This window comes from Streptomyces luteireticuli, assembly GCF_041519305.1.
In the GTDB taxonomy this organism is placed as follows: Bacteria; Actinomycetota; Actinomycetes; order Streptomycetales; family Streptomycetaceae; genus Streptomyces; species Streptomyces luteireticuli.
Genome location: NZ_CP167927.1, coordinates 5921450 through 5944740, shown reverse-complemented (window position 1 = coordinate 5944740; position 23291 = coordinate 5921450). Strand labels below are relative to the sequence as shown.

26 protein-coding genes and 1 pseudogene are annotated in these 23291 nt (G+C 72.5%); 8 read left to right on the top strand and 19 right to left on the bottom strand.

Annotation, left to right across the window (positions count from 1 at the left end; all coding sequences use genetic code 11):
* Positions 1-72: 72 nt before the first annotated feature.
* Together AB8735_RS26860 and AB8735_RS26855 are read right to left on the bottom strand one after the other, a co-directional pair.
* A complete protein-coding gene (locus AB8735_RS26860; protein WP_004944922.1) occupies positions 73-279 on the bottom strand; it encodes a hypothetical protein in 207 nt (68 codons plus the stop codon).
* Between the two features lie 391 nt (positions 280-670).
* On the bottom strand, positions 671-952 hold the full coding sequence (locus tag AB8735_RS26855) for an acylphosphatase (RefSeq protein WP_344030798.1): 282 nt from the start codon (positions 950-952) through the stop codon (positions 671-673).
* 158 nt (positions 953-1110) lie between these two features.
* Between AB8735_RS26855 and AB8735_RS26850 the strand changes: the two genes are divergently transcribed.
* Positions 1111-2454, top strand: a complete 1344-nt coding sequence (locus AB8735_RS26850; RefSeq protein WP_372409912.1) for a CAP domain-containing protein — start codon at positions 1111-1113, stop codon at positions 2452-2454.
* Here AB8735_RS26850 and mutM read toward each other — a convergent pair.
* From mutM to rpmB, 8 genes are all read right to left on the bottom strand, one after another.
* Positions 2448-3344: a bifunctional DNA-formamidopyrimidine glycosylase/DNA-(apurinic or apyrimidinic site) lyase gene (mutM, locus tag AB8735_RS26845; protein ID WP_344030802.1), complete on the bottom strand. Its 897-nt coding sequence runs from the start codon at positions 3342-3344 to the stop codon at positions 2448-2450. The two genes, AB8735_RS26850 and mutM, sit on opposite strands and share 7 nt — an antisense overlap.
* Positions 3345-3425: 81 nt before the next feature.
* Positions 3426-4229 carry a ribonuclease III gene (gene rnc, locus AB8735_RS26840; RefSeq protein ID WP_372409911.1) on the bottom strand — a complete coding sequence of 268 codons (804 nt, stop codon included), beginning with the start codon at positions 4227-4229 and terminating at the stop codon, positions 3426-3428.
* Positions 4230-4248: 19 nt separating this feature from the next.
* Positions 4249-4422 (bottom strand): 50S ribosomal protein L32, encoded by a 174-nt coding sequence (gene rpmF / locus AB8735_RS26835; protein WP_003951102.1) that lies wholly within the window; start codon positions 4420-4422, stop codon positions 4249-4251.
* 2 nt (positions 4423-4424) lie between these two features.
* Complete coding sequence (locus tag AB8735_RS26830; protein WP_344030806.1) at positions 4425-5021, bottom strand: YceD family protein; 597 nt, start codon at positions 5019-5021, stop codon at positions 4425-4427.
* A gap of 198 nt (positions 5022-5219) precedes the next feature.
* A complete protein-coding gene (locus AB8735_RS26825; RefSeq protein WP_372409901.1) occupies positions 5220-6311 on the bottom strand; it encodes a cell division initiation protein in 1092 nt (363 codons plus the stop codon).
* Positions 6312-6418: 107 nt separating this feature from the next.
* On the bottom strand, positions 6419-6898 hold the full coding sequence (gene coaD / locus AB8735_RS26820; RefSeq protein WP_344030851.1) for a pantetheine-phosphate adenylyltransferase: 480 nt from the start codon (positions 6896-6898) through the stop codon (positions 6419-6421).
* A gap of 29 nt (positions 6899-6927) precedes the next feature.
* The gene (gene rsmD, locus AB8735_RS26815; RefSeq protein ID WP_372409900.1) at positions 6928-7536 is read right to left on the bottom strand and encodes a 16S rRNA (guanine(966)-N(2))-methyltransferase RsmD; all 609 of its coding nucleotides are present in this window, start codon (positions 7534-7536) and stop codon (positions 6928-6930) included.
* Positions 7537-7719: 183 nt separating this feature from the next.
* Positions 7720-7905 carry a 50S ribosomal protein L28 gene (gene rpmB, locus AB8735_RS26810; RefSeq protein WP_199891199.1) on the bottom strand — a complete coding sequence of 62 codons (186 nt, stop codon included), beginning with the start codon at positions 7903-7905 and terminating at the stop codon, positions 7720-7722.
* A gap of 265 nt (positions 7906-8170) precedes the next feature.
* On the opposite strand from rpmB, the gene AB8735_RS26805 reads away from it, so the two are divergent.
* A complete protein-coding gene (locus AB8735_RS26805; RefSeq protein WP_344030812.1) occupies positions 8171-9820 on the top strand; it encodes a DAK2 domain-containing protein in 1650 nt (549 codons plus the stop codon).
* A 23-nt stretch (positions 9821-9843) separates the two neighbouring features.
* Entirely contained in the window at positions 9844-12108 is a 2265-nt protein-coding gene (gene recG, locus AB8735_RS26800; protein WP_372409899.1) for an ATP-dependent DNA helicase RecG, read from the top strand.
* A gap of 25 nt (positions 12109-12133) precedes the next feature.
* Here the strand turns inward: recG and thiD are convergent, their stop codons facing one another.
* Both thiD and AB8735_RS26790 read right to left on the bottom strand, forming a co-directional pair.
* A complete protein-coding gene (gene thiD, locus AB8735_RS26795) occupies positions 12134-12922 on the bottom strand; it encodes a bifunctional hydroxymethylpyrimidine kinase/phosphomethylpyrimidine kinase (RefSeq protein WP_372409898.1) in 789 nt (262 codons plus the stop codon).
* A gap of 167 nt (positions 12923-13089) precedes the next feature.
* Positions 13090-14043 (bottom strand): annotated as a pseudogene (locus AB8735_RS26790) (thiamine-phosphate kinase); the annotation flags it as partial.
* A 170-nt stretch (positions 14044-14213) separates the two neighbouring features.
* On the opposite strand from AB8735_RS26790, the gene AB8735_RS26785 reads away from it, so the two are divergent.
* Both AB8735_RS26785 and AB8735_RS26780 read left to right on the top strand, forming a co-directional pair.
* Positions 14214-14447, top strand: coding sequence for an Lrp/AsnC ligand binding domain-containing protein (locus tag AB8735_RS26785; RefSeq protein ID WP_344030818.1), 234 nt, complete (start codon positions 14214-14216; stop codon positions 14445-14447).
* A 19-nt stretch (positions 14448-14466) separates the two neighbouring features.
* Complete coding sequence (locus AB8735_RS26780) at positions 14467-14961, top strand: DUF3515 domain-containing protein (protein ID WP_344030820.1); 495 nt, start codon at positions 14467-14469, stop codon at positions 14959-14961.
* A 7-nt stretch (positions 14962-14968) separates the two neighbouring features.
* Here AB8735_RS26780 and AB8735_RS26775 read toward each other — a convergent pair whose 3' ends face one another.
* Genes AB8735_RS26775 through AB8735_RS26765 form a run of 3 tightly spaced genes read right to left on the bottom strand, consistent with a single transcriptional unit; the run spans position 14969 to position 17899 of the window.
* Positions 14969-16117 carry a D-alanine--D-alanine ligase family protein gene (locus tag AB8735_RS26775; protein WP_344030822.1) on the bottom strand — a complete coding sequence of 383 codons (1149 nt, stop codon included), beginning with the start codon at positions 16115-16117 and terminating at the stop codon, positions 14969-14971.
* A gap of 34 nt (positions 16118-16151) precedes the next feature.
* Positions 16152-17153, bottom strand: a complete 1002-nt coding sequence (locus AB8735_RS26770; protein WP_344030824.1) for an NAD(P)H-dependent glycerol-3-phosphate dehydrogenase — start codon at positions 17151-17153, stop codon at positions 16152-16154.
* Entirely contained in the window at positions 17150-17899 is a 750-nt protein-coding gene (locus AB8735_RS26765; RefSeq protein ID WP_344030826.1) for a lysophospholipid acyltransferase family protein, read from the bottom strand. Before AB8735_RS26765 ends, AB8735_RS26770 begins: the two co-directional genes overlap by 4 nt.
* A gap of 187 nt (positions 17900-18086) precedes the next feature.
* Here AB8735_RS26765 and cofC point away from each other — a divergent pair, with 187 nt between their 5' ends.
* Together cofC and AB8735_RS26755 are read left to right on the top strand one after the other, a co-directional pair.
* The gene (cofC, locus tag AB8735_RS26760; protein ID WP_372409897.1) at positions 18087-18743 is read left to right on the top strand and encodes a 2-phospho-L-lactate guanylyltransferase; all 657 of its coding nucleotides are present in this window, start codon (positions 18087-18089) and stop codon (positions 18741-18743) included.
* A 17-nt stretch (positions 18744-18760) separates the two neighbouring features.
* Positions 18761-18973, top strand: coding sequence for a hypothetical protein (locus AB8735_RS26755; RefSeq protein ID WP_372409895.1), 213 nt, complete (start codon positions 18761-18763; stop codon positions 18971-18973).
* Between the two features lie 101 nt (positions 18974-19074).
* Here the strand turns inward: AB8735_RS26755 and AB8735_RS26750 are convergent, their stop codons facing one another.
* The 4 genes from AB8735_RS26750 to leuC form a co-directional block, all read right to left on the bottom strand.
* Positions 19075-19734 (bottom strand): HU family DNA-binding protein, encoded by a 660-nt coding sequence (locus AB8735_RS26750; RefSeq protein WP_344030832.1) that lies wholly within the window; start codon positions 19732-19734, stop codon positions 19075-19077.
* 123 nt (positions 19735-19857) lie between these two features.
* Positions 19858-20103 carry a hypothetical protein gene (locus tag AB8735_RS26745; RefSeq protein WP_344030834.1) on the bottom strand — a complete coding sequence of 82 codons (246 nt, stop codon included), beginning with the start codon at positions 20101-20103 and terminating at the stop codon, positions 19858-19860.
* Between the two features lie 170 nt (positions 20104-20273).
* A complete protein-coding gene (gene leuD / locus AB8735_RS26740; RefSeq protein ID WP_344030853.1) occupies positions 20274-20867 on the bottom strand; it encodes a 3-isopropylmalate dehydratase small subunit in 594 nt (197 codons plus the stop codon).
* A gap of 79 nt (positions 20868-20946) precedes the next feature.
* Positions 20947-22368: a 3-isopropylmalate dehydratase large subunit gene (gene leuC / locus AB8735_RS26735; RefSeq protein ID WP_372409892.1), complete on the bottom strand. Its 1422-nt coding sequence runs from the start codon at positions 22366-22368 to the stop codon at positions 20947-20949.
* Between the two features lie 96 nt (positions 22369-22464).
* Here leuC and ndgR point away from each other — a divergent pair, with 96 nt between their 5' ends.
* A complete protein-coding gene (gene ndgR / locus AB8735_RS26730; RefSeq protein WP_199891186.1) occupies positions 22465-23202 on the top strand; it encodes an IclR family transcriptional regulator NdgR in 738 nt (245 codons plus the stop codon).
* Positions 23203-23291: the final 89 nt, after the last annotated feature.

Sequence of the window (23291 nt, the reverse complement as noted above, 5' to 3'; positions counted from 1 at the left end):
CGAGGCGTCCCTTGCAGATTCTCGAGCGGCTGACGTTGCAGCCCGACCGGGCCCTCGGGGCAGGGCGCCGGGTCAGGCCAGCGCAGGCTCCGCCTTGGATACGTCGATGCTGTCGAGCAGCGAGTCACCACGGTGAGCGGCGGCAGACAGCGCGTCGTTCTCGGCCTGCATCCGGATGAGCTCGGATTCCAGGTCCTGGACTCGCTGCTGAAGCCGTCGCATCTCGGAGAGGACTCGGGGGTCGGAGCCGCCGACGTAACCGAGAAGCGCCTTTGCCATGATGGATGGTCCTCCACACTGAGTGACCGACCTAAGCGGTGTGGGTCGTGAGGGATTCGCACCCGCGGTGCTTGCCATCGCTACTGCCGTGTTTCAATGCCAAACAGCTAAGGTGCGCGGGGCTTCCAGAGTCTCACCAAAAGGTTTGACGGTCAACACGATCACGCCCCGTATCGGCGGGCGTCCCGGGGCGCGCGGCGACCGAATGGCGGCGCTTTCCTCTACCGGGCCCGGAGGGGCGTGGAGATCATCCGTTGAGAGGCAGCCTTCCATGACCGGGGCCTCTTGGCAACCATCAGGCAATACTCAGGCTATGCATATGCCACAAGCATATGAAAGAGCAGGGGCGGCGCTCCGCGCGCCGCCGCATTCCGCATTTCCCCGGCCGTCGTCAGCGGATCTCGAACCCGTCGTATCCGCCGCGCGGGACGCCCCAGATCTCGGTCACGCCGTCCACGCGACCGGGCGTGTCGCCGTCCCGCAACCAATCGAGCAGTTGTTCGCATTCGATGCGGGGGCCCTCCGCCACCACCTGCACCCGGCCGTCCGCGAGGTTGGACGCGAAACCGATCAGATCACCGATCCGCAGGGCGTTCTCCCGGGTGAACCATCGAAAACCCACACCCTGCACATGCCCTCGAACCCAGGCAGTAAGTCGGACACACTCGTTCATGTCTGCACGCTAACCGGCCAATTAGATAAGCAGCACTTCGGCCCCTCCTTTCATGCCGTACAGTCGCGGCTCGAAAAGACTCCCCCGTACGAGTGATGCACCGAGACGCCGAACGCGTAGGAAGGCAGCGGATGGGTCGCCATCGACGCTCTGCCCCCGTGACCTCCGATGAAGCGGCAGCCGGCCCCCGGGCGGCCAGGGAACCCCTGACGAGCGAGACGACCGAACACCTCGACCCCGCCGAAGCACCCACGGTCCCCATCCCCATCGTCCCCCCGGCCCCGGACTGCCGCCCCGGCACCGGGCGTCACCGCAGCCCGCACCGGGCGGCGCGCAAGGACCGCGCGCCGGAGAAGGCCGCCGAGGAGCGGAAGCCCGCCGCGCCGGTCCCGGCACCGGCTCCCGTCAGGGCGAGAACACCTGCCGCATCCCCGGGCAGAACACCGGGCAAGAGCAAGGCGCCCGCCAAATCACCCGCCAAGCCGTCCGTCAAGGCCTCCACCAAGGCTTCTGCCAAGGCTTCCGCCAAGGCGAAGTCTCCCGGCCGGACCGGGCTCCTCGGAGCGTCCGCCGCCGTGGCGATGGGTGCGGTGGCGATGGTCTCGGGGCTGCTGCCCGGCAATCCGCTGTCCGTCGGCGACAGCAGCGGCAGCGGCCACGGCGGCTCCAGCGGCCAGGTCCGCGCCGACGCTCCCATCGACGTCCCGTCCGCCACGCGGCAGGAGAAGCCGCCCGCCGCACGCCACTTCGGCCCCACGGTCCCGGCCGCACGGCCGGAGGCCGCGGCCAGCCGGGCCTACGAGCGGGAGGCGGCCCCGGCCACGCCCGCCGCTCGCGCCACCCCGGCCGTCGCCCGTCCCTCCGCACCCTCCTCCCCCACCCGGCCCGGGGCCGCCCCGTCCGGGACCGCCCCGGCCGAGGCCCGGACGGCCGCGGCGGGGACACCCCACAGGACCGGGCCGGACGGCACACCCGTCACTCCCGCCTCGCACCGGGCAGCCGCGGCTTCCGCACCCGCGTCGGCATCCGCATCGGCGTCGGCGTCGGCGTCGGCATCGGTGCTGCCCACCGCGGCCGGCGACGACGTCGCGGCCCATGCCGCGGCCAGGGCCGTGGAGGGGATCCACGGTTCGGCCGCCCGCACGGTGGTCGCCCTGGTCAACGCCGAGCGGGCGAAGGCCGGTTGCCGTCCGCTGCACACGGACGCGCGGCTGACGTCGCTGGCCCAGTCGTTCAGCGACGACATGGCCCGGCGGGGGTTCTTCGACCACACCGACCCGGACGGCCGGTCCCCCTGGGACCGCGCCACCCACCGGGGCATCAGAAACCTCGGCGGGGAGAACATCGCCCGCGGCCACCCCGACCCGCACACGGTGGTGGAGGCCTGGATGCGCAGCTCGGGCCACCGGCAGAACATCCTCAACTGCGAGTACCGGTCCCTCGGCGTCGGTATCCACCACGGCCCGGGCGGCCCCTGGTGGACGCAGGACTTCGGCTACTGACCCCGCGCGCCGGACGGGCCGCCGGGCCGGACGCGCGGCGGCCGCTGGCAGCGCGGGCAGAAGTAGCTCGACCGGTTCATCCACGGCCTGCGGCGCATGGGCGTGCCGCAGCGCCGGCAGGGCTCGTCCTCGCGCCCGTAGGCGTCCAACGACCGGTCGAAATAGCCGGATTCGCCGTTGACGTTGACATAGAGGCTGTCGAAGCTGGTGCCGCCGACGGCCAGGGCCTCGTTCATGACCTCGCGGATGTGCGTCAGCAGTTCGTCGGTCCGCGGCCGGGTGAGGGCGGCCGTCGGGCGGTCGTAGTGCAGCCGCGAGCGCCACAGCGCCTCGTCGGCGTAGATGTTGCCGACGCCGCTGATCAGCGACTGGTCGAGGAGGGCCCGCTTGACCGTCGTCCGCCGGCGGCGCAGCGCGGTGTGGAAGGCGGCGTCGTCGAAGGCCGGGTCCAGCGGGTCCCGGGCGATGTGCGCGATCACGTCGGGGAGGCCCTCGTCGCTGCCCGGCACGGTGTCGTGGAGGGAGAGCCCGCCGAAGGTGCGCTGGTCGACGAAGCGGAGCTCGGTGCCTGCGTCGTCGGTGAAGCGGACGCGGACGCGCAGATGCTTCTCGTCGGGCGCGTCCTCGGGCTGGACGAGGAGCTGGCCGCTCATGCCGAGGTGGGCCAGGACCGACAGGCCCGTGCTCCCGGCCGGCAGCCAGAGGTACTTGCCCCGGCGCCGGGCCGTCCCCAGCCGCTGTCCGGTGAGCCGGGCGGCGAAGTCGGCCGCCCCGGCCGGATGGCGGCGGACGGCCCGGGGGTGGAGCACCTCGACGCGGGCGACGGTACGGCCGCACACCCATGTCTCCAGACCGCGCCGGACGACCTCGACCTCGGGCAGCTCGGGCACGCTCTTCCTCCACGGGTGGGACGCGTCGACGGAAAAACGGCCGGCCCGGGGCACATGTCGTGCCCCGGGCCGGCCGGTGATTCAGTTGGAGGAGTCCGCCGCGTCCTTCGACGCGCCGTCCTTCTCCGCCTTGGCGCGGGCCTCGGCCGCGCCGTGGATCGAGCGCCAGGCGGACTCGGCCGCCTGCTGCTCGGCTTCCTTCTTGCTGCGGCCGGTGCCGGTGCCGTACTCGACACCACCGACGCGGGCAGCAGCCGTGAAGGTCTTCTCGTGGTCGGGCCCGGTCTCGGTGACCAGGTACTCGGGAACCCCCAGCCCCTCCGTCGCCGTGAGCTCCTGGAGGCTGGTCTTCCAGTCCAGGCCGGCGCCGAGGTTCGAGGACTTCTCGATCAGCGGGTCGAAGAGCCGGTGCACCAGCTCCCCGGCCGCGTCCAGCCCCTGGTCGAGGTAGACGGCGCCGATCACGGCCTCGAGGGTGTCCGCGAGGATGGACGCCTTGTCGCGTCCCCCCGTGCCCTCCTCGCCGCGGCCGAGCCGGATGAAGGATCCGAGGTCGAGACCCCGGCCCACCCCGGCCAGTGCCCGCGAGTTGACCACCGCGGCCCGCAGCTTGGCCAGCTGGCCTTCGGGCAGGTCCGGGTGCTTGCGGTACAGCGTGTCCGTGACCACCAGGCCGAGGACGGAGTCACCGAGGAACTCCAGCCGCTCGTTGGTGGGCAGCCCGCCGTTCTCATAGGCGTAGGAACGGTGGGTCAGCGCACGCACCAGAAGGGCGGTCTCGAGTGTGTACCCGAGCCGCCCTTCCAGAAGCGTGAGAGACGAGGCTGCGTCCTGTGGCGCCTGTGCATTCCCGCGGGAGCGGGACGGCGTAGTGGCGTCTGACATAGAGCCTGTCACCCGCCGATCAGACCTCGAGGACCTGGCGCTTGTTGTAGGTGCCGCAGCTCGGGCACGCGATGTGCTGCTGCTTCGGCTCGTGGCAGCGCTCGCACGCCACCAGGGTGGGGACCGCAGCCTTCCACTGCGACCGGCGGTGGCGCGTGTTGCTGCGCGACATCTTCCGCTTCGGAACAGCCACGGCTACTTCTCCTGTGAGTCATCCCCGTCGGAACGGGGTGCGTTGTCCTTCTCGCCGTCCTGGCCGGAACCGGCGAGTCCCTGCAGTGCCGCCCAACGGATGTCGTGGACGTCGTGGTGGTGGTCCGGGTCGTCCGCCAGCCGCGCTCCGCACTCGGAGCACAGGCCGGGGCAGTCTTCCTGGCACACCGGCTGCAGCGGCAGTGCGAGCACCACCGCGTCACGCAGCACGGGTTCGAGGTCGAACAGGTCGTCCTCGAGGAAGAGCAGGTCCTCCTCGTCGTCCTCGGCGTCGTCGTCCGCGGCCGCGATGCGGCCCCGGGCGTCGGCGTCGGGGTAGGAGTACATCTCCTGGAAGTCCGCATCGAGCTCGCGCTCGATCGGCTCCAGACACCTTACGCACTCCCCGGTGAGCGGTGCACGGGCGGTGCCTGTGACGAGCACCCCTTCCATGACCGACTCCAGACGGAGGTCGAGCTCCACGGTCGCGCCCTCGGCGACTCCGATGACCTCGATACCGAGGTCGGCCGGGGCCTGGATGGAGCGGGAGAGCCGCTTCAGCGCACCGGGACGCCGCCCCAGCTCGTGTGTGTCGAACACAAGAGGGGAACGGTGATCGAGGCGGGCGTTCAGGGCTTCCTGCTTTCTACGCTGCGGGCGACGGCCGCACTCGCGGCACACCGTGCGGTGTACCGAGGGCAGCCTGGATCGCGGACGTACTCGCGACCGAAGAGCCAGGATACTGGACGGTCCGCGATCGGCCCAATCCGCTCCCCCGGAGCGGATCCAGGAGGAGGGTCAGCGCCCCTGCTCGTACCGGCGGAGCTGCTCGAGGTCGATCATGCTCGTGTCGAAGAAGCTGGTCTCGTCGAGCGCACCGCCGGGCGCCACCGCCCCCTGCTGCTCCTGACCCTGCCGCCCTTGGCCCTGCTGCCCCTGGTCCTGCTGCTGGGGGTACGCGGCGTAGCCCTGGGCGCCGCCCTGCCAGGCGTACGGGTCGGCCTGCTGCTGCGGGTAGCCGCCCGCGGCGTACGGGTCGGCCTGCTGCGGGAACTGCTGCCAGTCGTACGCGCCGGGCTGCTGCGGCTCGTGCGACTGCGGCGGGTAGGCGGGGGCGGGGGGCTGGTAGCCCGGGTACTGCGGCGCGGAGGTCTGCACGGGATCCTGCGCGGGGGACTCCGCCAGCCCGGCGAGGAAGTCGGCGTCGCTGGTGGGGCCCCCGGCGGCGCCGTCCCGGTCGGCCAGGGCGCCCAGTTCGTCGGTGGGACGGGCGCCCAGCAGGTTCTCCCGGCCGCGGCCCACCGCCTCCAGGGTCTTGGCCAGCACGGCGGAGACCGCCCCGAGCTTGGCGTCCACGTACGCGTCGGCGTTGTGCCGCTGCGTGGCGGGGTCGGCGCTGCGCCCGGGCAGGTCCGTGCCGTCCGGGTCCTCGGGGTCGTAGCCGTCGCCGAGGCCGAGCAGCTTCTCGCGGCCGCGCTCGACCGAGCCCCGGGTCTTGGTGAGGACGACCTCGAAGTTGGCCAGCTTGCTGTCCACGTAGTCGTCGGCCTCGGCGCGGATCTCCGCGGCCTCCCGGCGGGCCTCCGCGAGGATGCGGTCGGCCTCCTCGCGGGACTCCCGGGCGACCTCGGTGTCGGAGATCAGCGAGCCGCGGTGGGCCCGGGCGGACTCGATGATCCGCTCGGCCTCCCCGCGGGCCTCGGCGACCAGCTGCTCCCGGTCGCCGATGAGCTCCCGCGCCTGCGCCAGCGATCCGGGCAGGGCGCTTCGCACCTCCTCCAGGAGGGCGAGCAGCTCGGCCCGGTTGATGACGCAGGAGGCCGACATCGGCATGGAGCGGGCGCCGGCGACGGTCGCGACGATGTCGTCGAGCTTCTTCTGTACGTCCACCTGACGATCGCCACTCTCTTCCGTCTGCCGGCTTGCGAACGGCACGACTGTACGGCCCGCACCGCCCGCCCGGCAGCCACCGACGGCCGTCGGGCCGCCGGGAGGGCTCAGCGCCGGCCGAGCCGCTCGGTGAGCGCCTCCAGCACGGGCGCCGGGACCAGGTGGGAGACGTCACCGCCCCAGGCCGCGACCTCCTTGACCAGGCTGGAGGAGAGGAAGCTGTAGGTGGGGTTCGTGGGGACGAACAGGGTCTCGACGCCCGAGAGGCCGTTGTTCATCTGGGCCATCTGGAGCTCGTAGTCGAAGTCGCTGACGGCCCGCAGTCCCTTGACGATGGCGGGGATGTCGCGCTGCTTGCAGAAGTCGACCAGGAGGCCGTGGAAGGACTCGACCTCCACGTTGCCGTACTGGGCGGTCACCCGGCGCAGCAGGTCTATCCGTTCGTCGACCGTGAAGAGGCCCTGTTTCGATTTGTTGATCATCACGGCCACGTGCACGACGTCGTACAGCCTGGAAGCACGGGCGATGATGTCGAGGTGTCCATTGGTGACGGGGTCGAACGACCCCGGACAGACGGCGCGGCGCAACAACGGTGGTTCCTCGCTCTCCGGTCCATTCATGGCGTGCGGGGCGCATCCGTGTCGGAGGCCGCGTACGCCGAGGCGGCGCGACCGTACCAAAGCGTTCCCTCGCCGTAGCGACGGGCCCTCAGCGCCTCGAAGCCGTCCGGCCAGCGGAACTCGCCGCCCCTGGTGCTGCGCTCCACGGTGACCAGCGCGTCCTCGGCGAGCCAGCCGCCGGAGCGGAGTGTGAGGAGGATCTCGCGGAGTTCGTCATCGGTGACGGCGTAGGGCGGGTCGAGGAAGACCACGTCGTAGGGGCCGCCCGGGCCGGCGGGCACGGCCGCGACCTGCTCCGCCTTCCCGGCCCGGACCTCGGCGCCGGGCAGGCCGACGGACCGGACGTTCTCCCGGATCACCCGGACCGCGCGGGCGTCGGCCTCCACGAGCAGGGCGTGCGCCGCACCGCGCGACAGCGCCTCCAGGCCGACGGCCCCGGAGCCGCCGTACAGGTCGAGGACACGGGTGCCCTCCAGGGTGCCGAGCAGCGACGACCAGGTCGAGAACAGGCCCTCGCGCGCCCGGTCGGAGGTGGGGCGGGTGCCGGTGCCCGGCGGTACGGCGAGGCGGCGTCCGCCGGCGGATCCGGCGATCACGCGGGTCATGGGGTCGGTGGTCCTTTGCGGGGCGGGTGGGGCGGGTGCGTGTTCCCTCAGCGTAGGCCGTACGCGGGGCGGGGGCCGGTGCGCACCCTTGGCAAGCCCGGCATTCCGGACAAACAAAAAGCCGGCCCCGTAGCCGGGACCGGCTGTGTGCAACCGAAAGGCTGCGCCACTGGCGAGAAGCCGCTAGCGCGAGACCTTGCCGGCCTTGATGCACGAGGTGCAGACATTGAGGCGCTTCGGCGTCGCACCGACCTTCGCACGAACCCGCTGAATGTTGGGGTTCCAACGGCGGGAGGTACGGCGGTGCGAGTGCGAGATGCTGTTGCCGAAGCCCGGCCCCTTGCCGCAGACGTCGCAGTTGGCAGCCACGGGTTACTCCAAAGACGGGTCATCCCCGCTCACGCGGGAACGACAGGCACGTACGGTGAATCCCTGCGTGCCGAGATCTCAGTGAGTGACCGGCAGTATCAGGGGGATGGCCTGACTCTCGTCAGGCAACCGGAGCAGCATACAACGACCGCTCCAGGACAACGAAACTACCATGACCGGCCCGGACCCCGCCCGTCCGGGCCCCCCGGGGCCCCGGCACGGCTAGGGTGCCCAGCGTTGTTCACAGCCGACGGGAGGAGCACAGGTGCCGCGATCGCTGGACGCCGCTGCGGTACGCACCTGGTGCGCCCTGGCGCTCGACGCGCTCGGCCGGGCGCGCGAGGAGATCGACGCGATCAACGTCTATCCCGTGGCCGACGGCGACACCGGGACCAATCTCTACCTGACCGTCGAGTCCGCCGTCCGCGCCGTGGACGCCGTCTTCGACGCCCACGCCACCGCGGGCCCGGCCTCCCGCCCGGGGCTGCCGGAAGCGGTCCGGGCGATGGCGCACGGCGCCCTCATAGGCGCGCGCGGCAACTCCGGCACGATCCTGGCGCAGTTGCTGCGCGGCATGGCGGAGGTCCTGGCGGCGGCCGGTGACGAGGATCACGATCAGGGGGCCCTGCTGCGGCGCGCGCTGCGGCGGGCGGTCGCGTCCGCCTACGAGGGCGTCGCCCGGCCCGTCGAGGGCACGATCCTCACCGTCGCGGCGGCGGCCGCGGACGCCGGGGACCGGGCCGCGGGCGACGCCACCGCCGTGGCCCGCGCGGCGCACGCGGCGGCCCGTACGGCCCTGGAGGCCACCCCCCGCCAGCTCGAGGTGCTCGGCCGGGCCGGGGTGGTGGACGCGGGCGGACGGGGGCTCGTCGAGGTGCTGGCCGCGCTCTCGGGGGCGCTCGGCGGCAGCGGCGTCCCGGTGCCCGCGAAGGCGCCGGCCGCGCACCCCTGGAAGGCCGAGGGCTGCCCGGCGGACACCGGCGGCACGGGCCCGGGGGACGCCGGGCCGGCCTTCGAGGTGATCTACCTCCTGGACGCGGACGACGCCGCCGTCGCCCGGCTGCGGGCCCGGCTGGACGTCCTCGGCGAGTCCCTGGTCGTCGTCGGCGGCGACGGGCTGTGGAACGTCCACGTCCATGTGGACGACGCCGGGGCCGCGGTCGAGGCCGGCATCGAGGCCGGCCGCCCGCACCGCGTCCGCATCACCCACTTCGGCGCCGCGGACCGGGAGCGCCCCCGCGTCCCCGAGCGCGTCCAGCGCGCCGTCGTGGCCGTAGTCCCGGGCGAGGGGCTGGCCGGGCTGTGCGCCGGGGCCGGGGCGACCGTGGTCGCCGTCCGGCCGGGCGAGCCGCCCGCCAGCGGCGAGCTCGTCCAGGCGGTGCGGCGCGCGCACGCCCACGAGGTGGTGCTGCTGCCCAACGACGCCGACCTGCGGCACACGGCCGCCGCCGCGGCCGAGCAGGCCCGCACCGAGGGCGTGCGCGTCGCCCTGATCCCCACCCGCTCCCCGGTCCAGGGCATCGCCGCCCTCGCCGTCCACGAACCCGGCCGCCGCTTCGACGAGGACGTCGTCGCCATGACGGCCGCCGCCGGCGCCACCCGGTACGCCGAACTGGCCGTCGCCGAGCGCCGGTCCTGGACCATGGCCGGCGTCTGCCAGGCCGGGGACGTGCTCGGCCTGATCGACGGGGACGTGGCCGTCATCGGCGAGGACCTGGCCGCCACGGCCGCGACCGTGCTGGACCGGATGCTCGCGGCGGGCGGCGAGATGGTCACCCTCGTCCTGGGCGCGGGTGTTCCCGACGCGGTCGCCGAGGGGCTGGAGCGGCATGTGCGCGCCGGTCACCTCGCCGTGGACACCGTGGTCTACCGGGGCGGGCAGCAGGGCGCGGCGCTGCTGATCGGCATCGAATAGCCCGCGTCGGCGGTGGCCGGTCGATGGTTGTCAGTGGCCTGGTGTGGAATGGGACCGTGCTGGATGAACCCCTGAAGAAGCTCCTCGGCGGCACCACCGCGAAGGTGATGGCCGAGCACCTCGACCTGCACACCGCCGGTGACCTGCTGCACCACTACCCGCGCCGCTACGCCGAGCGCGGCGAGCTCACGCGCCTGGCCGACCTGCCGCTCGACGAGCACGTCACGGTCGTCGCCCAGGTCGCCAAGGCCTCGATGAAGACCTTCAACCAGGGCCGGGGCATGCGCCTGGAGGTCGTCGTCACCGACGGCAGCGGCTCCCTGACGCTGGTCTTCTTCGGGCGCGGCGCCTATGCGCACGAGAAGGAGCTGATCCCCGGCCGGCGCGGGATGTTCGCCGGAAAGGTCTCGCTCTTCAACCGCACCCGCCAGCTCCTCCACCCCGACTACGAGCTGCTGGACCGTGACAGCGGGGCCGGTGCCGCGGAGGAGTTCGCGGGCCGGCTGCTGCCCCTCTACCCGGCCTGCAAGCAGGTCCAGTCCTGGAAGATCAGCAAGGCCGTGGACGTGCTGCTGGCCCAGTTCGAGGCCGACGGCTGGCGGGGCCTCGTCGATCCGCTGCCGCCCGCGCTGCGCGAGGGCCGGGGCCTGGAGGAGCTGCCGGACGCCCTCCGCAAGGTCCATCGCCCGCGTGCCAAGGCCGACATCCAGGCCGCCCGGGACCGGCTGAAGTGGGACGAGGCCTTCGTCCTCCAGGTCGCGCTGGCCCGCCGCCGGCACGCCGACGCCCAGTTGCCCGCCGTCGCCCGCAAGCCCGTCGCGGGCGGCCTGCTCGACGCCTTCGACGCCCGGCTGCCCTTCACCCTCACCGACGGCCAGCGCACGGTCTCCGCCGAGATCTTCGACGACCTGGCCACCGAGCACCCCATGCACCGCCTGCTCCAGGGCGAGGTGGGCAGCGGCAAGACCATGGTCGCCCTGCGCGCCATGCTCGGCGTGGTGGACGCGGGCGGCCAGGCGGCGATGCTCGCCCCCACCGAGGTCCTCGCCCAGCAGCACCACCGCTCGATCACGGAGATGATGGGCGACCTCGCCGATGGATGGGGCCTGCGCGAAGCGCAGTCCGACAAGGGCGGTGGCGGGCGGCGGGAGGGAATGCTGGGCGGCTCCGAGCGGGGCACCAAGGTCGTGCTGCTCACCGGCTCCATGGGCGCGGCGGCCCGCCGGCAGGCCCTGCTGGACCTGGTGACCGGCGAGGCCGGGATCGTCGTCGGCACGCACGCCCTGATCGAGGACAAGGTGCAGTTCCACGACCTGGGCCTGGTCGTCGTGGACGAGCAGCACCGCTTCGGCGTCGAGCAGCGCGATGCGCTCCGCTCCAAAGGCAAGCAGCCGCCGCATCTGCTGGTCATGACCGCCACGCCCATCCCGCGCACGGTCGCCATGACCGTCTTCGGCGACCTGGAGACGTCCGTCCTGGACCAGCTCCCGGCCGGCCGCTCCCCCATCGCCACCCATGTGGTGCCCGCCAAGGACAAGCCGCACTTCCTGACGCGGGCCTGGGAGCGGGTGCGGGAGGAGGTCGAGGGCGGCCACCAGGCGTACGTGGTCTGCCCGCGGATCGGCGACGAGGACGAGAAACCGGCCAAGGGCGACGGGGACGGGGACGAGAAGCGGCCTCCGCTGGCCGTCCTGGACGTCGCCGGGCAGCTGGCGAAGGGCCCGCTGGCCGGGCTGCGCGTCGAGGTGCTGCACGGCCGGATGCAGCCGGAGGCCAAGGACGAGGTCATGCGGCGGTTCGCGGCCGGAGCGGTGGACGTGCTGGTCGCGACCACCGTGATCGAGGTCGGGGTGAACGTCCCCAACTCCACGGCCATGGTGATCATGGACGCGGACCGGTTCGGCGTCTCGCAGCTGCACCAGCTGCGCGGACGCGTCGGGCGGGGCTCCGCGCCGGGTCTGTGCCTCCTGGTCACCGAGGCCGGCGAGGCGAGCCCGGCCCGCGCCCGGCTGGGCGCCGTGGCCGCCACCCTCGACGGCTTCGAGCTCTCCCGGATCGACCTGGAGCAGCGCCGCGAGGGCGACGTCCTGGGGCAGGCGCAGTCCGGGGCCCGGTCCTCGCTGCGGATGCTCGCCGTCATCGACGACGAGGAGGTCATCGCGGCGGCGCGGGAGGAGGCGACGGCGGTGGTCCTCGCGGACCCCGAGCTGGAGCACCTGCCCGCGCTGCGGACGGCGCTGGACGCGCTGCTGGACGCGGAGCGGGAGCAGTTCCTGGAGAAGGGGTGATTCCGCCCCGGTCCCGCGCAGCGGCCTACCGCCACCGCCACCCGTGATCCACCGGCCCGATCCCCTCCCCCAGCGCGAACCCGCCCGCGATCGCCCCGGTCACGTACTCCTTCGCCGCCGCGACGGCATCCGGCACGGAGTGCCCCCGCGCCAGCCCGCTCGCGACCGCGCTCGCCAGCGTGCACCCCGTCCCGTGCGTATGCCGGTTGTCATGCCGCGGCGCCCGCAGCCACCGCTCGGTCGTGCCGTTCGTGAGCAGGTCCACGGCGTCCCCGTCCAGGTGCCCGCCCTTGATCAGCACCCACTGCGGCCCCAGCTCCAGCACCGCGTCCGCGGCCCTGCGCATGTCGGGCTCCCCGGACACCCGGACGCCCGTCAGCCACTCCACCTCGTCGAGGTTGGGCGTGGCGAGGGTCGCCAGGGGCAGGAGTCCGAGCCGCAGGGCGTCGCGCGCGGACGCGGCCAGCAGTGGATCGCCGTGCTTGGAGATGCCGACGGGGTCGCAGACGACGGGCGCTTCCACGTCGGCGAGCAGCCCGGCCACGGTCTCCACGAGCTCGGCCGAGGCGAGCATGCCCGTCTTCACGGCCTGGACGCCGATGTCGTCCACGACGCTGCGGAACTGGGCCCGCACCGCCTCCGCCGGCAGCGGCCAGGCCCCCTGCACGCCCCGGGAGTTCTGCGCGGTGACGGCGGTGAGCACGCTCATGCCGTGCACGCCGAGGGCGAGCATCGTCTTCAGGTCGGCCTGGATGCCGGCCCCGCCGCCGGAGTCGGACCCGGCGACGGTCAGCACACGTGGAGGTATCGGCATGGACCCAATCTAGGGCGTGTCCGATGGGTCGGTGCAGGCCCATCGGACACGCCCTAGGCCCGGTCCTCCTCGGGCCCGTCGTGGCCCTCGTCCCCGAAGCCTCCGAAGCCGAAGCCGGCGGGGCCACCGGGACCGCCGGAGCCGCCGACGTCCCCGTACTCGTTCCCGTCCCCGAAGTGGTCCCAGCCCCCCGTGCGGTCCCAGGGCGCGCCGTCCACGGTCACCTGGGGCAGGGCGGAGGGGCTGACCACCTCGCCGATGACCCGCCAGCGGGCGGGCAGCTTCACGTCGGGCGGGAAGGTCGCGACGATCGCGTGGTCCTCTCCCCCGGTGAGCACCCACTGCATCGGGTCCACGCCGACGGCCTGGCCGATGTCGGACATCTGCGTGGGGACGTCGATCGCCGCGGTGCGCAGGTCGATGCGGACCTTGCTGGCCTCGGCGATGTGCCCGAGGTCCGCGATCAGCCCGTCGCTGACGTCCGTCATGGACGTGGCGCCGAGCGAGGCGGCGGCGGGCCCGGCGTGGTACGGCGGTTCGGGCCGGCGGTGCGCCTCGACGAAGGCGCGCGGGGAGCGGAACCCCCGTGCGAGGACGGCCAGTCCGGCGGCGGACCAGCCCAGCCAGCCGGTGACCGCGACCACGTCGCCGGGCTGGGCGCCGGAGCGGACGACCGGTTCGTGGTTGCGCAGGTCGCCCAGGGCCGTGATGGAGACGGTGATCGTCTCGCCGCGCACCACGTCCCCGCCGACCACCGCCGCCCCGGCCACCTGGCACTCGTCGCGGATGCCGTCCATCAGCTCCACGGGCCAGGTGGCGGGCAGTTCGGCCGGGACGACGAGAGCGAGGAGCACGGCGGTGGGCACGGCGCCCATCGCGGCGATGTCGGCCAGGTTCTGTGCGGCGGCCTTGCGTCCCACGTCGTAGGCGGTGGACCAGTCACGGCGGAAGTGCCGCCCCTCCAGGAGCACGTCCGTGCTGGCCACGACCCTCCGGTCGGGCGCTGCGACCACCGCGGCGTCGTCGCCCGGTCCGAGCCGGACGGCCGGGGTGGTGGTGAGCCGGGACGTCAGCTCCCTGATGAGGCCGAACTCCCCCAACTCGCCGACAGTGCCTTTCACCGCGCTCCTCCTCGGAGTTTCCGTTGCCGTGTTCGTCAGATGCAAAGACGCCGGGATACCGGGATCTCCCGCGCCGCGCAGGCCGCGCGGGTCTCCCCGTGCCGTGCGGCGGCGCGGTACGGTGGCGTCTCTTCTCCCCACATGATCCTCGAAGCCGCCCTGGAGGTTCCGTGGTACAGGCGTACATCCTGATCCAGACCGAGGTCGGCAAGGCGTCGACCGTGGCCGAAGTCATCTCGAAGATCAACGGTGTGATCCGGGCCGAGGATGTCACGGGCCCCTACGACGTCATCGTGCGCGCCCAGGCCGACACCGTGGACGAGCTGGGCCGGATGGTCGTGGCCAGGGTCCAGCAGGTCGAGGGCATCACCCGCACGCTGACCTGCCCGGTGGTCCACCTCTAGCCCCTCGTATGCTCGGCCGGTGACCGTTTCGTTCCGCCGGCTGGCCGGCCTGCCCGCCGCCGCCCTGCTGTGCACGGCCGTCGCCTGCTCGGCGACGGACCGCGGTCCGGTGGTGCCCACGCCCCCGCCGACGGGGCGGCAGGCCGGGCTCTGCCGGGCCCTGCACGCGCAACTGCCCGACTCCGTCGGCGGTCTGAAGCGCCGCTCCACCGATCCCGCCTCGGACTTCACCGCCGCCTGGGGCGGCAGTCCGGCGATCGTCCTGCGCTGCGGGGTCCCGAAGCCGGAGCTGCTGCAGCGCAACCCGGGCGCGGACGCGGCGGAGATCGACGGCGTCGACTGGCTGCCCGAGAGGCAGTCCGACGGCAGCGTCCGCTGCACCACCACCCTGCGCGAGGCCTGGGTCGAGGTGACGCTGCCGAAGCGGATCGCCGGCGACGCCGGCGACATCAGTGCGCTGACCGATCTCGCCGACGCCGTCAAGAAGACGATCCCTGAAGGGATCATCTCCTAGCCGCGGTCTACCGCAGGCCCGTCGGGCGGCGCAGCGCCGCCTCGATCAGCCGGTCCACCAGCTCCGGGTAAGTGACGCCGCTCTCCTGCCACATGCGCGGGTACATGGAGATCGGCGTGAAGCCGGGCATGGTGTTGATCTCGTTGATGACGAACTCGCCGTCCTCGCCGAGGAAGAAGTCGGCGCGGACCAGGCCCTCGCAGGAGGTGGCGTCGAAGGCGCGGACGGCCAGCTCCTGAACGCGGCGGGTCTGCTCCTCGGTGAGCGGCGCGGGCACGATCCCCGAGGCGGAGTCGATGTACTTGGCCTCGAAGTCGTAGAAGCTGTGCGCCTCCACGGGCGGGATCTCGGCCGGGACGCTGGCCCGCGGCCCGTCCTCGAACTCCAGCACCCCGCACTCGATCTCGCGGCCGCGCAGCAGTGCCTCGACGATGACCTTGGGGTCGTGGCGGCGGGCCTCCTCGATCGCCGCGTCCAGGCCGTCGGCGTCGTCGACCTTGGTGATGCCCATGGACGAACCGGCGCGGGCGGGCTTCACGAAGAGCGGCCAGCCGTGCTCCTCCGCGAACTCGACGATCCTGCGGCGCGCGGCGACCGGATCGGCCTGCCACTCGCGCGGGCGGATCACCTCGTACGGGCCGACGGGCAGCCCGTAGGAGATGAAGATCCGCTTCATGTACTCCTTGTCCTGGCCGACGGCCGAGGCGAGGACACCGGCGCCCACGTAGGGGATGCCGGCGAGGTCCAGCATGCCCTGGAGGGTGCCGTCCTCGCCGTACGGGCCGTGCAGCACCGGGAAGACGACGTCGACCTCGCCGAGCGCCTTGGGCACGGCGCCGGGCTCGGAGTAGACGACCTCGCGGCGGGCGGGGGCGACCGGCAGCAGGACCTCGCCCTCGGCCGACTCCGCGAGCTGGTCGACGCTCGGCAGCGCGCGGTCGGCGATGGCCATCCGCTCGGGATCGTCGGCGGTCAGCGCCCAACGGCCGTCGGTGGTAATGCCGATCGGGAGCACGTCGTACTTGCTGCGGTCGATCGCACGCAGCACGGCGCCTGCGGTGACCACCGAGATCGCGTGCTCGGAACTGCGGCCGCCGAAGACGACCGCGACGCGGGGCTTGCGGTCGGGGCTCTGGGTGGGGTTCTCGCTGCTCATATCGCGACGAGAGTACCTTGTGGCACCCGCGTCCTCAGTGCCGCTCGGGCTTGGCGCTGCGCGACATCAGTTCCTTGAGGGCGACCATGGGCGGCTTGCCCTCGTGGACGATGCCCACGACGGTCTCGGTGATCGGCATGTCGACATGGTGCCTGCGCGCCAGATCCAGCACGGACTGGCAGGACTTGACGCCCTCGGCGGTCTGTCTGGTGACCGCGATGGTCTCCTCCAGGCTCATGCCGCGGCCGAGGTTGTGGCCGAAGGTGTTGTTGCGCGAGAGCGGCGAGGAGCAGGTGGCGACGAGGTCGCCCATGCCCGCGAGTCCGGCGAAGGTGTGCGCGTCGGCGCCCATCGCCAGTCCCAGCCGGGTGGTCTCGGCCAGTCCGCGGGTGATGAGGGACGCCTTGGCGTTGTCGCCGAGCCCCATGCCGTCGGCGATGCCCACCGCGAGCGCGATGACGTTCTTGACGGCGCCGCCGAGTTCGCAGCCGACCACGTCGGTGTTGGTGTAGGGGCGGAAGTACGCGGTGTGGCAGGCCCGCTGGAGGCGCTTGGCCACCTCCTCGTCGCGGCAGGCGACGACGGCGGCGGCGGGCTGCCGGGCGGCGATCTCCTTGGCGAGGTTGGGTCCGGTGAGGACGGCGACGCGGTCCGCGGAGACCTTGGCGACCTCCTCGACGACCTCGCTCATCCGCTTGGCCGTGCCGAGTTCGACGCCCTTCATCAGCGAGACCAGCACGGTGTCGTCGGCCAGCAGGGGCGCCCACTCGGCGAGGTTGGCGCGCAACGTCTGCGAGGGAATCGCGAGGACGGTGAAGTCGGCGCCGGCCGCGGCCTCCGCGGGATCGGTGGTGGCCCGTACGGCGGCGGGCAGTTCGACCCCGGGGAGGTAGTCGGGGTTGGTGCGGCCGGTGTTGACGGCATCCACGACGGAGGCGCGGCGGCCCCACAGGGTCACCTCGCACCCGGCGTCGGCGAGGATCATCGCGAAGGCGGTGCCCCAGGAACCGGTGCCGAAGACGGCGCAGCGCGTCACTTGTTGTCCTCCTGGCTCCTGCGGCGCGCCGCCGCGCGGGCCTTCTTGAGGTTGTACGGCTCGGCCGGGGCCGGCTCGCCCCGGAGTTCGGCGAGGAGTTCGGTGATGTCGGCCATGATTTTCTCGGTGACCTCGCGCAGCACCTCGGCGGTCGGCTCCTTGCCGTAGTACGCGGAGAGGTCCACCGGCGGCCCGGCCAGAACCCTCAGCGTCTTGCGCGGGAAGAGCCGCAGCTTCTTCTCCTTGGCGTACGGCGGCATGGCCTCGTGCGCGCCCCACTGGGCGACCGGGATCACCGGTGCCTTGGTGAGCAGCGCGACGCGGGCGGCGCCGGTCTTGCCCTCCATGGGCCACAGGTCGGGGTCGCGGGTGAGGGTGCCCTCGGGGTAGAAGGCCACGCACTCGCCCTTGTTGATGGCCTCGACGGCGGCGCGGAAGGCGTTGGCGGCGTCGGTGCTCTCGCGGTAGACGGGGATCTGGCCGGTGCCGCGCAGCAGGGTGCCGACGAAGCCGTTGCGGAAGAGGCCGGCCTTGGCCAGGAAGCGGGGGACGCGCCCGGTGTTGTACTGGAAGTGCGCGTAGGAGAGCGGGTCCAGATAGGAGTTGTGGTTGACGGCGGTGATAAAGCCGCCGTCGGCCGGAATGTGCTCCATTCCGCGCCACTCCCGCTTGAACAGAACCACGAGCGGCGGTTTCGCCAACACCGCCGTAAAGCGGTACCAGAAGCCGATTCTGTGGCGGGACACGCGTACACCCTTCTCTTGGGACCTGGAAGCTTCCGCGGGTCCGCTGCGCACCCGGCGGCCGGACAAGTGTGGCCCCGGGTACCCGGTCTGTCGAGAACACCGTAACCCCGTGCCCCTCCGGGGGCCTCGGCAGCCGGAGGCGGGCAACAATGAACGCCGTACGCGAGATGCGGAAGGAAGGACTGCCGTGGCCTGGACCCTGGTGGTGCCGTTGAAGCCGCTGGCCCGGGCCAAGAGCCGCCTGGCGGACGCCGTCGGGGCGCTCCCCCGGTCCGCGCTGGCGCTGGCCTTCGCGCTGGACACGGTGGACGCGGCGCTGGCCTGCACGGCCGTGCACGATGTGGTAGTTGTCACCGACGATCCGCTCGCCGGTGCCGAACTGGCCGCGCTCGGTGCCCGCACGGTGCCCGAACCGCCCGGCGGGCAGGGGCTGAACGCGGCGCTGGCGCACGGCGCGCACACCGTCCGCGCACACCGCCCGGGGGCGGCCGTGGCGACCCTGAACGCCGACCTCCCAGCGCTGCGCCCGGTGGAACTCGGGCGGGTGCTCGATTCGGCCGGGGAATTCCCGCGGGCATTTCTCGCCGATGCGGCGGGAATCGGGACGACTCTGCTGGCGGCGACTCCCGGAATGGCTTTGGCGCCGGCGTTCGAGGGCCGTTCGCGCGCCCGGCACCGGGCTTCCGGTGCCCGGGAAATCCTGTTGTCCGGGGTGGATTCCGTGCGCCGGGACGTGGACACCGGCGCGGATCTGCGGGCCGCGCTGGCCCTGGGCGTGGGCCCCAGAACGGCCGCGGTCGCCGGGGAGCGGCCGGAGGCCAAGGTTCCGCCCCCGGTGCGGTGACGGACTAGGCTGCGCCCATGCAGGCCACCGCGTACACCTACGATCCCGAGACCCGTTCCGGCAGCGTCCTCCTGGACGACGGCACCCCGGTGCCCTTCGACGCCGCCGCGTTCGACGCGGGCGGGCTGCGGCTGTTGCGGCCGGGACAGCGGGTGCGGATCGAGTGCGAAGGGGCCCAGGACGCCCCGGAAGGCCTCCGTGTGACCTTGGTGACCCTCCAGACCTTCTGAGGGCCTCAAAGGGCGTTCACGCCCCCGCCGGGCGCCGTCACGCACCGCGGGCCGGGCTCCCCGGAGGGAGCCCGGCCCGGCGGTGAAGCCGTCCGCAGCCTTTACTTCTTCTTGGCCGTGGTCTTCTTGGCGGCGGTCTTGCGCGCGGTGGTCTTGCGCGCAGGAGCCTTGACCGCGGCGGCCTTCTTCGCCGGGGCGGTCTTCTTGGCCGTGGTCTTCTTCGCCGCGGCGGTGGTCTTCTTCGCCGTGGTCTTCTTGGCCGCGGCCTTGGCCGGAGCGGCCTTCTTCGCCGTGGTCTTCTTCGCCGCCGTGGTCTTCACCGCGGTGGTCTTCTTCGCCGCGGTCGTCTTCTTGACGGCCGCCTTCTTGGCGGTGGCCTTCTTCGCGGTGGCCTTCTTGGCCGCGGCCTTGGTGGTGGCCTTGCCGCCCGTGAGGCTGCCCTTGGGCGCCTTCTTCACCGCGACCTCGCCGCCCTTCGGCAGCTTCTTCGAGCCGCTCACCAGGTCCTTGAAGCCCTGGCCGGCGCGGAAGCGCGGCACCGCGGTCTTCTTGACCCGCACGCGCTCGCCCGTCTGCGGGTTGCGGGCGTAACGGGCCGGGCGCTCGACCTTCTCGAACGAACCGAAGCCGGTGACCGAGACCCGGTCGCCGGCCACAACCGCGCGCACAATGGCGTCGAGTACGGCATCGACAGCGTCAGCGGCCTGCTGACGGCCGCCCATCTTGTCGGCAATCGCTTCAACGAGCTGCGCCTTGTTCACGTCTTCCCCTTCGGAGACTTCGCTGGAATTTGATCCAGCCTTTTTCGCACGTTAGGCAGATATATACCGCAAATCAAACACGAAACGGTCTAATCACCCTTGTGCCGCAACGAACCCGACCCATCACGGAGTTCCGTCGGTGCCGCGCTCTGAAGGGAAACGGCCCTCGTCGAGGTCCTTCATCAGCCGGTCCAGACGCATTGCCGCGCCTGAGAGATCGTGCTTCGCCGCAGCCGTGATGGCCAACAGCTTCCGGGACAGCGCCATCCGTACGCCCTCCGGGACTTGCAGTGCGCGCACCCGGGAGTGCGCTTCCTTGAGTTGGTCCGCGACGAGCCGGTAGAGCTCGAGTTGGCTGTCGCGTTCCATGCACCGATTGTGCCATCTGAGGCGAGTTGTCGCCTCACAGGGCCTCAACAAAGCGGTGCGCCCCCTGTCCGAAGACAGGGGGCGCATCATGCCAAACCTGGGGTGAGCAGCGGAAATCCGGGGTCCCCCGGAGTCCTCCGCGCTCCGCCGAACGGGCGTGAAATTGGGCTTCAGAGCAGGGCCGTGGAGGGCTTGAAGCCGGGCCGGCGGGCCTCGAAAGCGGCGATGTCGGCCTCGTGCCGCAGGGTCAGTCCGATGTCGTCGAGCCCCTCCAGCAACCGCCACCGGGCGTTCTCGTCAAGGTCGAAACCGGCCGTGATGCCCCCGGCCCGGACCTCGCGGGCGACGAGGTCCACGGTCACCTCCACCGTGGGATCGGCCTCGGTCAGCTCCCACAGCCGCTCCACGGTCTCCTGCGGGAGGACGACCGTCAGCAGCCCGTTCTTGAGCGAGTTGCCGCGGAAGATGTCCGCGAAGCGGGACGAGACGACGGCCCTGAACCCGTAGTTCTGCAGCGCCCAGACGGCGTGCTCGCGCGAGGAGCCGGTGCCGAAGTCGGGGCCGGCCACCAGGACCGAGGCGCCCGCGCGCTCGGGGCGGTTGAGCACGAACTCCGGGTCCCTGCGCCACGCCTCGAAGAGCCCGTCCTCGAAACCGTCGCGGGTGACCTTCTTGAGCCAGTGCGCGGGGATGATCTGGTCGGTGTCGACGTTGCTGCGGCGCAGCGGGACGGCCCGGCCGGTGTGTGCGGTGAAGGCTTCCACCATGCTCTCCTGTTGCTCGTGCGGTGTGCTGCGGTCGGCGTGCTGCGGTGTCGGTGTACTGCGGTGGGGTGCCGCGCGCTCAGGCCACCAGGGCGGGGGCCGCCGTCAGATCGGCGGGCGAGGCGAGGTGGCCCAGCACCGCGGTGGCGGCGGCGACCTGGGGCGAGACCAGGTGGGTGCGGCCGCCCTTGCCCTGCCTGCCCTCGAAGTTGCGGTTGGAGGTCGACGCCGACCGCTCGCCGGGCGCCAGTTGGTCGGGGTTCATGCCCAGGCACATCGAGCAGCCCGCGTGCCGCCACTCGGCGCCGGCCGCGGTGAACACCTTGTCCAGCCCCTCCTCGACGGCCTGCAGGGCCACCCGGACCGAGCCCGGGACGACCAGCATCCGGACGCCCTCGGCCACGGAACGGCCGTTCAGGACGGCCGCCGCGGCCCTCAGGTCCTCGATCCGGCCGTTGGTGCACGAGCCCACGAAAACGGTGTCCACCCGGATGTCGCGCAGCGGCTGACCCACCGTCAAGTCCATGTATTCCAGGGCCTTTTCGGCGGCGAACCGCTCGGAGGCGTCCTCGTACGAGGCCGGGTCGGGGACGGTGGCCGCGAGCGGCGCGCCCTGCCCCGGATTGGTGCCCCAGGTGACGAACGGCGAGAGCGCGGAGGCGTCGATGACCACCTCGCGGTCGAAGACGGCGTCGTCGTCGGTGCGCAGGGTGCGCCAGTGGGCGACCGCCTCGTCCCATGCCTCGCCCTCGGGGGCGTGCGGGCGGCCCTTGAGGTAGGCGAACGTCGTCTCGTCGGGGGCGATCATGCCGGCCCGGGCACCCGCCTCGATGGACATGTTGCACACGGTCATCCGGGCCTCCATCGAGAGCTTCTCGATGGCCGGGCCCCGGTACTCGATGACGTGGCCCTGGCCGCCGCCGGTGCCGATCCTGGCGATCACGGCGAGGATCAGGTCCTTCGCCGTGACGCCGTCGGGGAGTTCGCCCTCGACGGTGACGGCCATCGTCCTGAACGGCGCCAGCGGCAGGGTCTGGGTGGCCAGCACGTGCTCGACCTGGCTGGTGCCGATGCCGAAGGCGAGCGCGCCGAACGCGCCGTGGGTGGAGGTGTGGCTGTCGCCGCAGACGACCGTGGTGCCGGGCTGGGTCAGTCCCAGTTGCGGTCCCACCACGTGGACAACGCCCTGCTCCACGTCACCCAGTGGGTGCAGCCGTACGCCGAACTCGGCGCAGTTGCGGCGCAGGGTCTCCAGCTGGGTGCGCGAGACCGGGTCCGCGATGGGCTTGTCGATGTCGAGCGTGGGGGTGTTGTGGTCCTCGGTGGCGATGGTCAGGTCGCGGCGGCGGACCGTGCGTCCGGCCTTGCGCAGCCCGTCGAACGCCTGCGGGCTGGTGACTTCGTGCAGCAGGTGCAGGTCGATGAAGAGCAGGTCCGGCTCGCCCTCGGCGCGCGTGACGACATGGTCGTCCCAGACCTTCTCCGCCAGTGTCCGTCCCATCGCTGTCCCTCCGGGTTGGGTGCTGTGGGTACAGGTTGGCGGCTTCCGCCGAAATATGAACTTGCGTTTCACAGAGTGAGACGGGAGTATCGTTGCATGGACAATTCTGGCGGCGCGGGCGGCGCCTCGAGCGGAGTGGGCGTTCTCGACAAGGCGGCACTGGTGCTGAGCGCGCTGGAGTCCGGCCCGGCGACGCTCGCCGGGCTGGTCACGGCCACCGGGCTGGCACGCCCGACGGCGCACCGGCTGGCGGTGGCCCTGGAGCACCACCGCATGGTGGCGCGCGACATGCAGGGCCGCTTCATCCTCGGCCCCCGGCTCAGCGAGCTGGCCGCGGCGGCGGGCGAGGACCGGCTCCTGGCCTCGGCCGGGCCGGTGCTCACGCATCTGCGCGACGTGACGGGCGAGAGCGCCCAGCTCTACCGCCGCCAGGGCGATATGCGCATCTGCGTGGCCGCCGCGGAGCGGCTGTCCGGATTGCGGGACACGGTGCCCGTGGGATCCACCCTGCCCATGAAGGCCGGCTCGGCGGCCCAGGTGCTCATGGCCTGGGAGGAGCCCGAGCGGCTGCACCGCGGGCTCCAGGGGGCCCGCTTCACGGCCACGGCGCTGTCCGGCGTACGCCGGAGGGGCTGGGCCCAGTCGATCGGCGAACGCGAGCCGGGTGTGGCGTCGGTGTCGGCGCCGGTCCGTGGGCCTTCGAACCGCGTGGTCGCGGCCGTCTCGGTCTCCGGGCCGATCGAGCGCCTCACGCGGCATCCGGGGCGGATGCATGCGCAGGCGGTGCTGGATGCGGCGGTGCGTCTCACGGAGACGCTGCGGAGGAGCGCGTAGCGCTGCCGCTGACGCGGGTTTTTTGCCCCTGGCCCGCCCTTTCACCGTTTCTTTGCGCTCCGCGCGGGTGTCCTCAAACGCCGGACGGG